Origin of the sequence: Pseudomonas viridiflava, from assembly GCF_001642795.1 — a bacterium.
Lineage (GTDB): Bacteria > Pseudomonadota > Gammaproteobacteria > Pseudomonadales > Pseudomonadaceae > Aquipseudomonas > Aquipseudomonas viridiflava.
The window spans coordinates 473,733-487,238 of record NZ_LKEH01000026.1 but is presented as its reverse complement, the minus strand read 5'-3'; the positions used below and the strand labels follow the sequence as shown (position 1 = coordinate 487,238).

General features: G+C 62.2%; 5 protein-coding genes. 2 read left to right on the top strand and 3 right to left on the bottom strand.

From position 1 onward, the window contains the following. Positions 1-19: 19 nt before the first annotated feature. Both AO065_RS14940 and AO065_RS14935 read left to right on the top strand, forming a co-directional pair. Positions 20-6,001: an Hpt domain-containing protein gene (locus AO065_RS14940; RefSeq protein WP_004884365.1), complete on the top strand. Its 5,982-nt coding sequence runs from the start codon at positions 20-22 to the stop codon at positions 5,999-6,001. Next, the gene (locus AO065_RS14935) at positions 5,994-6,482 is read left to right on the top strand and encodes a chemotaxis protein CheW (RefSeq protein WP_004884364.1); all 489 of its coding nucleotides are present in this window, start codon (positions 5,994-5,996) and stop codon (positions 6,480-6,482) included. The genes AO065_RS14940 and AO065_RS14935 overlap by 8 nt, the downstream gene beginning before the upstream one ends. A gap of 133 nt (positions 6,483-6,615) precedes the next feature. Here AO065_RS14935 and selO read toward each other — a convergent pair whose 3' ends face one another. The 3 genes from selO to AO065_RS14920 are packed head-to-tail and all read right to left on the bottom strand — an operon-like array spanning position 6,616 to position 13,307. After that, a complete protein-coding gene (gene selO, locus AO065_RS14930; RefSeq protein WP_004884363.1) occupies positions 6,616-8,091 on the bottom strand; it encodes a protein adenylyltransferase SelO in 1,476 nt (491 codons plus the stop codon). Between the two features lie 48 nt (positions 8,092-8,139). After that, positions 8,140-11,526 carry a mechanosensitive channel MscK gene (gene mscK, locus AO065_RS14925; RefSeq protein WP_032651685.1) on the bottom strand — a complete coding sequence of 1,129 codons (3,387 nt, stop codon included), beginning with the start codon at positions 11,524-11,526 and terminating at the stop codon, positions 8,140-8,142. Positions 11,527-11,564: 38 nt separating this feature from the next. Further along, positions 11,565-13,307, bottom strand: coding sequence for a potassium/proton antiporter (locus tag AO065_RS14920; protein ID WP_004884361.1), 1,743 nt, complete (start codon positions 13,305-13,307; stop codon positions 11,565-11,567). Between the last annotated feature and the right edge of the window lie 199 nt (positions 13,308-13,506).

Below are 13,506 nucleotides of genomic sequence, written 5' to 3'. Positions count from 1 at the left end.
GTAAAGGGCGGTATCTGTCATGGCTGATCGTCACGACTATGTGGCGCTGGAGTGGCTCAAGGGCGAGATCGCCGAGACGCTCACGCAGGCACGTCATGCACTGGACGAATTCATCGAAAACCCTGCGGAAGAGGCCGCGATAGCCGAGTGCCTGAACCTTGTGCATCAGGTTCATGGCAGCCTGCAGATGATCGAATTCTACGGCGCAGCGCTGCTGGCCGAGGAAATCGAGCAACTGGTGCTGGCCGTGCAGCAGAAACGCGTCAGCCATCCGGTCGAGTCCGAGCAGTTGCTGATTCAGGCCATGACCCAGTTGCCGGTGTATCTGGAGCGCATTCATTCGGCGCGCCGGGATCTGCCGCTGGTGGTCCTGCCGCTGCTCAACGACTTGCGCAGCGCCCGAGGCGAAAGCCTGCTGTCGGAAACCAGTCTGTTCGCCCCGCAACTGGTCGTTGTTCCCGCATTGGACGAGGAAGAACTGGCCCGGCGTAATACGCCTGATCTGCCCAATCTGTTGCGCAAGTTGCGTCAGACCCTGCAGGCCGCTTTGGCGGGCCTGATGCGCGAGCAGGGCGTCAAGACGCAACTCGGTTACATGGCCAAGGTCTTCGCCCGTCTGGAACAGCTTTGTGAGGATGCGCCGCTGGGGCCGCTCTGGCGAATCGCCACGGCACTGGTCGAGACCATGCTCAACGGCAACTTCGCCAACAGCCCGGCACTGCGCAGCCTGCTCAAGGATGCCGACAAGGAACTCAAGCGACTGGCCGAGCAGGGCATCGAAGGTATTAACCAGCCCGCGCCCGAAGAGCTGCTGAAAAGTCTGCTGTTCTACATCGCCAAGTCCGACAGCCTCGCGCCGAAGATGCTCGATCTCAAGGATCAGTACGCGCTCGCCGATGCGCTGCCCGGCAACGACGTGGTCAACGAAGAACGCGCCCGCATGGCCGGGCCGGACCGTGACGCCATGCGTTCGGTCATCGTGGCGTTGTGTGAAGGGCTGGTGCGGGTCAAGGAGCGGCTGGATGTGTTCGTGCGCGGCGACCGGGAGCACGTCAGCGAGCTGAACCCTTTGTTGCCGCCGTTGCGGCAGATCGCCGACACCCTGGCGGTACTCGGTTTCGGCCAGCCGCGCAAGGTCATCATCGACCAGCTTGCGGTGGTGCAGGGCATGGCGCATGGGCAGCGCGAGCCCAGCGATGCAGCGTTGATGGACGTGGCGGGTGCCTTGCTGTACGTCGAGTCGACCCTGGCCGGCATGGCGGGCAGTACCGAGCAGGACAGCCGTGAAGACAGCCGTCTGCCGACCACCGACCTGACCCAGATCCACCAGTTGGTGATTCGCGAAGCGCGTGTGGTGCTGCAGCAGGCCAAGGACGTGATTCTGGAGTACATCGACAGCGAATGGGACCGCCAGCGCCTCGACCCGCTGTGCGCCTTGCTGGTCCAGGTGCGCGGCGCGCTGGCAATGATTCCACTGGCGCGAGCGGCCAGTCTGCTGGCGGCGTGCAACGAATACATTCAGGAACACCTGCTGGTGGACGAGACGCGTCCCGGCGCGATGCAGCTCGACTCTCTGGCCGACACCATCAGCTGCGTCGAGTACTACCTGGAACGCATGGGCGAGGACCATGAAGCGCCGGGCGACCAGATCCTCGACATGGCGCAGCAGAGTCTGGCCCGGCTGGGCTACACGCCAGCGCCGGACTCTCTGGAAGTGCCGCTGCTCGACGAAGTCATTACCCAGGACGAACTGCTGGCGCTGGACGACCGCAAGGCGCTGGTCAGCCCGACGCAGACCATCGCTCAAGTGCTGGCCAGACCGGTCTCGGCCGTCAATCCTCCGGCCCGTAATGCGCCCACCAGCCTGCTGCCACCGCCCGCAGGCGAAGATGCCGTAGACGAAGAGCTGCGCGAAGTGTTTCTGGAGGAAGCTGACGAGGTGCTGGATGCGCTGCGCGAGTACCTGCCTCGCTGGTTTGCTTCGCTGGGCAAGGGCGATCAGTGGGATGTGGTCGCGCTGACCGAAGTGCGCCGTGCCTTTCACACCTTGAAGGGTAGCGGCCGAATGGTGCGGGCGCTGATTCTGAGCGAACTGGCCTGGGCGGTGGAAAACCTGCTGAACCGTGTGCTGGAGGGCGACGTGCCGCCAGCGCTGGACGTCCAGCAGTTGCTGACCGATGTGCTGGTGTTGCTGCCGCGGGTCATCACGGATTATGCCGAAGGGGCGCAGCGTCAGCGCGACGATGTCGACGTGCTCGCGGCCCGCGCCCATGCATTGGCCAACGGCCTGGAGCCGCCAGCACTGCCGGTACAGCCGAACGAGCCCAATGTCGAAGTCATCGATCCGCAATTGCTGGAGATCTTCCGTCAGGAAGCCCTCGGGCACCTGGGCACGCTGGATCGCTTCCTTGAAAGCGCCGAACAGTCACCGTCGCCGTCGATCAGCGACAGCCTGTTGCGTGCCCTGCATACCCTCAAGGGCAGCGCACACATGGCGGGCGTTTTGCCGATGGCCGAACTGGCCAGCCCGCTGGATCAACTGGTGCGCGAGTACAAGGCCAACCTGATCGCCATCGGCACGCCCGAAATCCGTCTGCTGCGCAGCGCGGAGCCGCTGTTGCGCAAGGGGCTGGAGCAACTGGACAGCCAGCCGCTGGCACCGATTCCCGGTGCGCCTGCCCTGATCGAGGCCGCCTGCGCGCTGCTCAATGACCGTCTGACCGCTGCCCTGCGCGAGTCGGACAACGGCCTGCGCATCAAGCGTAATCCCAAGCTCATTGCCAGCTTCCTCGCCGAAGGCATGGACATCGTGCTGGATGCGGAAAACCTGTTGCGACGCTGGCGCGAACATCCCGGCGAGCGACAGGAACTCAGTGCGCTGCTCGATGAGCTGACCACTCTGGGTCATGGCGCGCATCTGGCCGATCTGCCGCAGGTCGATGAGCTGTGCGAAGCCTTGCTCGACCTGTATGGCGCCGTGGAAGAAAGCAGCCTGGCGGTCAGCGATCAGTTCTTCGACGATGCCGAGCGGGCTCACGAAGCGCTGATCAATATGCTCGATCAGGTCGCGGCCGGGCAGAACGTCGACCCGCGTCCCGAATGCGTGCGGGCCTTGCACGACCTGCTCGAACAGGCGCTTGACCCTTCCGCGACCGGGCTGATCAAGAGCGATGGGCACCGCACGCTGAGTGTCACTGAACTCAATGCCGCCACTGCACAGATGGCCAGCGAGGTCCCGCAATCCGAAGCTCTGTCATCTGAAGCGGCGAGTCTGGACGACGAAATTGTCGAAATATTTCTCGAGGAAGCCGTCGACATCCTCGACAGTGCCGGGCAAGCCCTGCAGCGCTGGCTGGACGAGCCGGAAAACCCGTTGCCGCTGTCTTCGTTGCAACGCGATCTGCACACCCTGAAAGGCGGTGCGCGGATGGCAGAAGTCGCCGAAGTGGGCGATCTGGCCCACGAGCTGGAGAACCTCTACGAGGGGCTGATCGACCGGCGCTTCAACCATTCGCCGCAACTGGCCGAACTGCTGCTCAAGAGCCACGACGAACTGGCGATCATGCTGGAACAGTTGTTTCGGCACGAAGCGCTCAGCGATCCGGCGCCACTGATCGACGCGTTGATTCAGTGTAGAAACGGCGAGTTCGGCGAGCCTGAGCCCGTTGCGCCAACGAAACACGTCGAAGAGCCGCAGGAACGCGATACCGAACTGCTGGAAATCTTCCTCGAAGAAGGCTTCGACTTGCTGGAAAGCTCCGGCGCATCCCTGTCGCGCTGGCAGGCTGACCCGCAGAACACCCTGGAAGTCGAGAACCTGCTGCGTGATCTGCATACGCTGAAGGGCGGGGCGCGCATGGTCGAGATCGCCCCCATCGGTGACCTCGCCCATGAGCTCGAAACGCTCTATGAAGGGTTGTCGTCAGGTGTCATGCAGGCTGATCCGCTGATGATGAGCCTGCTGCAGAGCGGTCATGACGTGCTGGCCGACATGCTCGATGCCGTGCGGGCCGACAAGCCGCTGCCTGATGCCACTCTGTTGATTCAAAACATTCAGAACCTCGCCAGCCAGGAGCCGGGGCAACGGCTGCCGCTGGTGAACGCGCCCGAGCCGGAGCCCGTGGCTGCACCCGTGGCCGCAGCGGATGCCGAGTCCGAGCGCAACGTGCCGGAAACGATCAAGGTGCCGGCTGAGCAGTTGGAGAATCTGGTTAACCTGGCGGGTGAGACGTCGATCTTTCGAGGGCGCATCGAACAGCAGATGCTTGACGCTCAGGTCGCGCTGGTGGAGATGGAAACGACCATCGAGCGGATGCGCGATCAGTTGCGACGTCTGGACATGGAAACCCAGGGGCGGATTCTCAGTCGCGAGCAGGTGCAGGCCGAGCGCCTTGGCTACGAAGAATTCGATCCGCTGGAAATGGACCGCCACTCCCAGTTGCAACAGCTGTCCCGCGCGCTATTCGAGTCGGCATCCGACCTGATGGACCTCAAGGAAACCCTCGGCGCACGCACGCGTGACGCCGAAATGCTGTTGTCCCAGCAGGCACGGGTCAACACTCAATTGCAGGAAGGCCTGATGCGTACGCGCATGGTGCCTTTCGAGCGCATGGTCCCGCGTTTGCGACGTGTCGTGCGGCAGGTTGCGACTCAGTTGAACAAGAAGGTGCAGTTCGAGGTGGCCAACGCCGACGGCGAAATGGACCGTAATGTGCTGGAACGGATGGTCGCGCCGCTGGAGCACATGCTGCGCAACGCCGTCGACCACGGCCTTGAAAGCACTGAAAGGCGCCTTGCGGCGGGCAAGCCCGAGCAGGGGTTGATCACGCTGGAACTGATGCACGAGGGCGGCGACATCCTGATCGAACTCAGCGATGACGGGTCGGGGGTCGATCTGGCCGCCGTGCGACGCAAGGCGATCAAGCGCGGCATGATCCACCCTGATGCCGATCTTGCCGATCACGAGGTTCTGCCGTTCATCCTGCAGGCCGGGTTCTCCACGACGGAAATCATCACGCAGATTTCCGGACGTGGCGTGGGCATGGACGTGGTGCACGCCGAGGTCAAGCAATTGGGCGGATCGATGGTGATCGACTCGACGCCGGGCAAGGGCACTCGCTTCAGGATTCGCCTGCCGTTCTCGGTCTCGGTCAACCGCGCGCTGATGGTCACCTGCGGCGAAGAGCAGTACGCCGTGCCGCTGAATACCGTCGATGGCATCGTGCGGGTCATGCCCAATGAGCTGGACACCTGCTACCAGACCAGCCCGCCGCGCTATCAGTACGGCGGACGCAGCTATGAATTGCGCTATCTGGGTGAGCTGATCGACAACAGCCCGCCACGCCTGATCGGCCAGCTCGAGCCGCTGCCGGTGCTGCTGGTGCATCTGCAGGACCAGTGGGTGGCCGTGCAGGTCGATGCGCTGGCCGGCTCGCGGGAAATCGTGGTCAAGAACCTCGGCCCGCAATTCGCCAGGGTTCAGGGCATTTCCGGCGCAACCATTCTGGGCGATGGTCGTGTGGTGCTGATTCTCGACCTGATGGCGCAGATTCGTACCTTGCAGGGCCGCCTGCACAGACCGGCAACTGACGGACCTATGCAGACGTTCCACGAGATCGAACAGGCCAGGCCGCTGCTGGTCATGGTGGTGGACGACTCGGTCACGGTACGCAAGGTGACCGGCCGATTGCTGGAACGCCACGGCATGCATGTGCTGACGGCCAAGGATGGTGTCGACGCCATGAGCCTGCTTCAGGAACACACCCCGGACATCATGCTGCTGGACATCGAGATGCCGCGCATGGACGGCTTCGAAGTGGCCAGCCAGATTCGTCATGACGAGCAGCTCAAGGATTTGCCGATCATCATGATCACTTCCCGCTCCGGCCAGAAACACCGCGACCGCGCCATGGCGATTGGCGTCAACGAGTACCTGAGCAAGCCTTATCAAGAGAGCGTGCTGCTGGACAGCATCGCCTACTGGAGTCAGGTCAATGTCTGAAAGCACGTTCCAGACCAGCCGTCTGACCAGTCTCACCGGCCTGCTGTTGCCCTTGAGCGACCGCCACCTGTTGCTGCCCAATGTGGCCGTTGCAGAACTGATCGACTATCAGGACTGCAGCGCCGAGCCGGGCGCGCCCGAGTGGTACCTGGGACCTATCAGCTGGCGTGAGCTGACCTTGCCGCTGCTCAGTTTCGAAGCCGCCTGTGGGGGGCGCACCCGGGTCGGCGGTCGTGCCCGCATCGTGGTGCTCAATGCGCTGGGAGGACGCCATGACGTCCGGTTCATCGCCCTGCTGACCCAAGGCATCCCGCGCTCCTGCAAGGTCGACAGCCAGTTGAGCTACGTCGATGTGCCCTTGGCCGAACTGGAACTGGCTGCGGTGCAGGTCGGCGACACCGTCGCCCGTATTCCCGATCTGGTAGGGCTGGAGCAATGGCTGGTCGATGCGGGGCTGGCCAATCCATCTTCGCGCGGCTGAAAGCGGACGCGGAGCGTCTTGGGCGGCATTCCCACGCGGAGCGTAGGAACGATCATTACTCGATATGGATCGTGCCCATCGCGTGGGCATGCTTCCCGTGACTCTCTGCGTCCCTTCTTGCGACTCGCGGGGGTCACGACGAACAGCTGATTTCCAGGTGCTTGCCCCAGTCCGGTGGGCGCTGGGCGTAGCGGTCCATGTCGGGTTGTTCGGTGAAGGGGTTGCAGAGCACTTCGTGCAGGCGGCGGATTTCTTCGTAGTCGCCTTTTTCGGCGGCTTGAATCGCGTTTTGTGCAAGGTAGTTGCGCAGGATGTAGAGCGGATTGACTGCGTGCATGCGGGTTTTGCGTTCGTCTTCCGAGGTGTTTTCCTCTTGGGCGATGCGCGCCAGATAGGTCTCGCCCCAACTGTCGAAGCCCTTGATGTCGACGAAGTCATCACGCAAAACGCGCAGCGCTTCGGCTGCCGGTGCATCGCCCAGTCGACGGAAGAAGAGGGTGTAATCGACGCCGCTGTTCTGCATCAGTTGCAGCAGGCGACTGATCAATATGTCGTCCTGCTCGTCGTCCTGCTCGTTGGCTTGAGTCAGGCCGAGGCGACGGCGCATCAGGTCCCGGTAGTGCGCCTGATACAGCGGCAGGAACAGACCGATGGTTTCGCGCAGCGCGTCCACGCTGATGAACGGCGTCAGGGCCTGCGCCAATGCGCTGAGATTCCATTGCGCGATGGGCACCTGATTGCTGAAGGAGTAGCGGCCTTCGTGATCGGAATGGTTGCAGATAAAGTGCTGATCGAAATCGTCCAGAAACGCGAACGGTCCGAAGTCGAAGGTGATGCCCAGAATCGACATGTTGTCGGTGTTCATCACACCATGGCAGAAACCATAGGCCTGCCACTTGGCGATCAGCTCGGCGTTGCGCTCGACGATTTCCCGGAACATCGCCAGATACGGCTCGGGCTCCTCCTGGCACTGCGGGTAGTGCATCGTCAGTACATGCTCGGCCAGTTGCTTCAACTGTTCCGGCTGCTTGGTGTAGTAGAAGTATTCAAGACTGCCGAAGCGCACATGGCTGTGAGCCAGACGCAGGACCATCGCGGCACTTTCCTCGGTTTCCCGCCAGACTGGCGTGCTGGAGCCGATCACACAGGCGGCGCGGCTGCTGGGAACGCCCAGTGCATGCAGGGCTTCGGAGGCCAGAAATTCGCGGATCGAAGAGCGCAGCACCGCGCGACCATCGCCCATGCGCGAGTATGGTGTCTGTCCGGCACCCTTGAGGTGCAGGTCCCAGTGCTCGCCTGCGTCGTTGTAGACCTCGCCAAGCAGCAGCCCGCGCCCATCGCCCAGGCGCGGGTTGTACGAACCGAACTGATGGCCGGAATAGACCATCGCCCGCGGCTCGGCTTCCTGCCAGAGCTTGTGCCCGGCAAAGATTTCCGCGAACAGAGGCGTTTCGGCTTGGCTCGGGTCCAGGTCCAGCAAGGACAATGCGGCCTTGCTGGCGACCACGAGACGCGGTTCGGCGATGGGTTCAGGCAGGACTGAGGTGGAGAACGCATCGCCCAGGCGGGCGAAGCGGTTGTCGAAGACGAGTTCGTCGAGGGCTTTCACAGGCCATCTCCAGCAAAATGTGAGGGCATTCTGCTGGGGTTGACCCGATCAGTCGAGCCTGAGTTCAGGCGGTTCTGGCGCATCCTTGGTGGCAGGCGCCACTTTGGTGTTGACCGGCGGTGTAGCCTTCTCGGTCGGCAGCACGGTCTTTTCCTCGGCGTCCACGGGCACCATCTTGTATTCCTTGCCCTGGGTGTTCTTGAGGTAGATCTCCATCTGGCGGAACGAGATGTTGATCTTCTGCTTCTTGAACTCGCGGTTGATGAACCGGTTTATCTCGTCCAGCACCGGGTTGCGGTCGCCCAGATCGCGAACGTGCATGCGCAGTTCGTGGTCCAGCGTGCTTTCGCCGAAATTCAGGAAGTAGACGATCGGTTCCGGCTCTTTCAGGACCCGAGGGTTCTCACGGGCCGCCTGCAACAGCAGGTCGCGCACCAGATCCAGGTCCGAGCCGTAGTCCACCCCGAGCTTGAGAGTCACGCGGGTAATGGTGTCGGTCAGCGACCAGTTGATGAGCTGACCCGTGATGAACGTCTTGTTCGGGACGATGATGTCTTTGCGGTCGAAGTCGGTGATGGTCGTGGCACGGATGCGGATCTTGCTGACCGTACCCGACAGGTTGCCGATGGTGATGGTGTCGCCGATCCGCACCGGACGCTCGAACAGGATCATGATGCCGGAGATGAAGTTGGCGAAGATCTCCTGCATCCCGAAGCCGAGACCGACCGACAGCGCCGCCACCAGCCACTGCAACTTGTCCCAGCTCACGCCGAGGGTCGAGAGCGTGGTGACGAAACCGATCCCGGCGATGGCGTAGGACAACAGCGTCGTCGTCGCATAGGCACTGCCCTGCGCCAGATTCAGGCGTGACAGCACCAGCACTTCCAGCAGACCGGGCAGGTTACCCGCGAGCACAAAGGTGATGGCGATAATCACAACCGCACCGATGAAATCGCCCAGGCTGATCGGCACCATGCTCATGTTGGCGCCAGTGCCGCTGGTGTACTCATAGAGCGTGATGTTGTCGAGATAGGCAAATACTGTGATCAGGTCGGCCCAGACCAGATACAGCGCGCCGATGAAGCCGCCCAGCAAGGCCAGACGAATCAGACGCAGCGATTGCTGGTTGACCTGTTCGATGTCCAGTTTGGGTTCTTCGACCGGTGTATCGCTGTCGCCGTTTTCGCGAGCGGCCTGACGTTTGGCCAGAGCGCGCTGGTAGGCCAGACGGCGGGCCGCTACACCCAGGCCGCGTACGAAGGTGGCTTCCACCACCAGCCAGAGCATGAGCAGGTACAGCGTGTCGATCAGTCGGTCGCTGAGCTTGAGCGCGGTGTAGTAGTAGCCGAAGCAAACCGCCACGAACAGGGCGACGGGCAATGCGGTGAACGCCATACCCACGGCTTTGCGAAACAGCGAAGCGTTGTGGTGGGTCGGGCTCGAAACCAGCAGGCGACCCAGCAGCCAGGCCATCAGCGCGTAGCAGGTCAGCACCACGCCAATACCCAGCACGTCGTCGGCCAGCGCGGCAGGCTGATGTTCGGCGACTGCCACAACGGCGACCAGCGCCAGCACCACCAGCCCAAGGCGACGTACCCAGCCGCGCAGGAATTCGACCTGTGCCGTCTCCCAGCGGAAATGCAGTTGCGCAACGCCCGATGGCGCGAGCACGCGATAGGCGGTGTAGAACACCAGCCAGGCCAGGGCGATCTGCAACAGCGCTTCGCCCAGGTTGGCGTTCTGCCCGCGGGCATCGATCTGCAGCGCATAGCCGCACAAGGCCAGCCCGAGTGCCACAGGCATTGCCAGCAGCACGTTGATCAACAGGGCCAGCGGAGTTTTCCACTGGCTGTCACGCTTGAAGTGGCCGATGTCGGCGTGCAGTCGGTTCAGGCGCTGATACAGCGCCTTGCGCCGCCAGGTCAGCACACCGATCAGCAACAGCAGCGGCAGGAACAGCAGAGGGCGCTGCGTCAGGCCGTCCGACAGTTCGCTGAGGCTGGACGTCCAGGGCAGGGTGGCGACCTGTTTTTCGAGGCGCGGCCAGATGTTCTGGAACCACTCGATGTCCAGCGGCTTGTTGCTGGGAATCCAGAACATCTGCTCATCCAGCGTGGAGCGCAGGCCGATGGCGGTGCTGGTCAGCTGTTTCTGGTTCAGTTGCAGGGTGATGGATTCGTTGAGCAGCGCACTGAGTTCACGGTTCAGGCGCTCGAGCAGATCGCTGCGGGTGATTGCCAGATCCAGCAAGGTCCGGCGCAACTGCGGCGTTACGTTTTCCGGTGGCTGCGTGGTGAGCAGTTTTTCGACATACGCCGTTGGCGTGCTCATCTGCTCGCGTTTCTGGTTGATCTCGAACTGATACAGACGAATGTTGGCGATTTCGTCTGCCAGCCCCTTGTCCAGTTCCAGATGCGGCAACGACTGCTTCTGCTTGTAGAGAATCTTGGACAGCAGCAGGCTGCCGCTGAGGACATTGATCTGCTCGCTCAGCGCCTGATCGGTCTGGGTCAGGTTGTCCAGTTGCTGCTTGGTCTTGAGGTTCTGCTGGGTCAGTTCGTTGAGGCGGTCGGTGCCGCGCAGCAGGTAGTCGGACAGCTGCAGGTTGTAGGCGCTTTCGGTCGCCAGCAGGCTGCTGCCACCGGACTTCTGGGCTTCAAGGGACAGGTCGGCCACAGTTTTCTGCGACTGGGCGCGGCGCTTGTCGTTGATCAGGGTTTGCAGGTCCTGGATTTCCTGCTCCTGACGCGCGACCTTCTCGGTGAGCAGGTCATGCTGGCTGTTGCCCAGGTCCTGCAACTGGCTGTTGCCGGCCAGTTCCTGACGGCGCAACAGATTCAGGGCATTGATCGACGCCAGCTCGGCATTGAGCAGGTTGCGCTGATCGGTGCTGAGGGTCTTGCCGTTGTCCTTGCCCAGCTTGAGGATCGCGTTGATCTGCTGGATGCGGTTCTGGTTGGCGCTGATTTCCGCCTGGGCACGCTCGGGGCGGGTCTGGGCGGTAATGCTCAGGCTGTTGGCGTCATTGAGTTCTTTTTGCAGATCGCTTTGCTGGGTGCTGCGCTGGCTGAGCATCTGCTCCAGCTGCGGCACATCGAGGCCGCCGTAGCGCTGCGCAATCGGGACGACCTTGCTTTCCTTCAGGCGACTCAGCTCACGCTGGTTCTCGCTGGTTTGTTTGGGCGCCTGATTGAGTTGCTGCTTGAGTGCGGTCAGCTTCTGCTCGCTGTCCTGCTTGCTGGCCAGGAACGCCAGGGTTTGCTCGAGCACCTGTTGCAGCGCTTTCTGGTCGGCGTCCGGCAGTTTGCGGTCGGCGATCTTGTCCAGACTCTGCTGCACGGCCTCACTGGTGGGCGGGTCGGCGGCAAAGGCTGGAGAGATGGAAAGGCTAAGCGTAAACAGTGCGGCAGCACAAAGAGAGCGCAGGGAAAACATAGACACCGGTCGCGTGATGGTACGTGTGGGTAGGCAGTTTAAAGGAACAATCCGGGACCCGGGCGGCTTCCTTCGGGGAATTTGACGCCCACTTTCTGGATCTTGTTCCCGTCCATGACGGCAACTGTCCAAATAGTTCCATTCCATTCAATCTGGTCGCCCACAATTGGCTCGCCGCGATTCTTCTGCACAATGAACTGGCTGAGCGGCATGCCGGGGTCGATGCCGTCGAGTTTCAAGCCGTAGAGCGCTGCCACATCACCCAATTGCGCATCGCCTTCGAGCACGAAGTCGCCGAAGAAACGCAGGTCCAGACCACGTTGCGGGGCCTGGCTGAACAGTTTACCCAGCGCTGGCAGGTCATGCTCGTGGCCGATCACGCAGAGCAGATCGCCGACTTCCAGCGTGGTACTGCCGGAGGGGTGAAGCAGTTGCTGGCCACGGAACAGGGCCGCGATACGGGTGCCTTCGGGCATCTTCAATTCACGCAGCGCCGCACCGATGCACCATTTCTCTGCACCCAGGCGATAGACAAACAGTTCCCACTCGCTGGTCGCGTGGACTTCAAGGGCGGCGCGGGAGATAGGCGCAGGATCAGGCGGAACGGTCACTTTCAGCAGTTTTGCCATCCACGGCAGGCTGGTGCCTTGCAGCAGCAGCGAGACCAGCACGATGAAGAAGGCGAGGTTGAAGTACAGCTGGGCATTGGGCAGCCCGGCCATCAGCGGGAACACCGCCAGAATGATCGGTACCGCACCCCGCAGGCCGACCCAGGCGATGAACGCTTTTTCGCGACCGTGGAACGCCTTGAACGGCAGCAGGCCGACCATGACCGACAAGGGTCTCGCCACCAGAATCATCCACAGTGCCAGACCCAGCGCCGGGATGGCGATAGGCAGCAGGTCGTGAGGTGTAACCAGCAGACCCAGCACCAGAAACATGCCGATCTGCGCCAGCCAAGCCATGCCGTCGAGCATGTGCAGAATGCCGTGGCGACTGCGGATCGGACGGTTGCCCAGCACCAGACCGCACAGGTAGACCGCCAGGAAGCCGCTGCCGTGAATGGCGTTGGTCAGGGCAAAGATCGCCAGACCGCCTGCGATCACCAGGATCGGGTACAGGCCGGCTGCCAGATTGATGCGGTTGACCAGCTGCAGCATGATCCAGCCGCCGCCCAGACCTATGATGCCGCCGATGCCGAATTCCTGAATCAAATGCCCCAGCAGGCCCCAGTGCAAACCGGTCTGGCCGCTGGCAAGCATGCCGATCAGGGTCACGGTGAGGAATACCGCCATCGGGTCGTTGCTGCCGGATTCGATTTCCAGCGTGGCCGTGACCCGTTCGTTCAGGCCTTTGCCGCCCAGCAGCGAGAACACCGCCGCAGCGTCGGTCGAGCCGACAATGGCGCCGATCAGCAGGCCCTGGATCATGTTCAGGTTGAACAGCCAGGCCGCGACCATGCCAGTCAGCACCGTGGTAATCAGCACCCCGACTGTGGCCAGCGACAGGGCCGGCCAGAGCGCCACCCGGAAACTCGCCACCCGCGTTCGCAGGCCGCCGTCGAGCAGGATGACGGCCAACGCAAGGTTGCCGACCAGATAGGCCGTTGCATAGTTGTCGAATATGATGCCGCCGCCGTCTACACCCGCCACCATGCCTACCGCGAGGATGATGACCAGAATCGGGATGCCGAGGCGTGAGGAAAGGGAGCTGACCAGAATGCTCGCCGTTACCAGCAACGCGCCGATCAGGAACAGGCTGTTGATGGTTACTGCATCCAAGGGCGGTACTCCATAGAAAACGAATCAAAAACGTTGAGAGCGAAAACTGACCACGCAGTCCGCGTGCCAAGGGATTCTAACCTGTTGAAATGGCTGACTGTCAAAGTTTTGCGGATTAATACCAGACGTCCGCAGTGGCGAGGCTTTCAGGCCATTGCGTTGCCCGGTCGTGCTCTGTAGTCATCAGACTGCCGGTGAA

Coding starts and splice junctions, on each gene's coding strand:
- AO065_RS14940 (WP_004884365.1), top strand. CDS start 20: ATGGCTGATCGTCACGACTATGTGGCGCTGGAGTGGCTCAAGGGCGAG.
- AO065_RS14935 (WP_004884364.1), top strand. CDS start 5,994: ATGTCTGAAAGCACGTTCCAGACCAGCCGTCTGACCAGTCTCACCGGC.
- mscK (WP_032651685.1), bottom strand. CDS start 11,526: ATGTTTTCCCTGCGCTCTCTTTGTGCTGCCGCACTGTTTACGCTTAGC.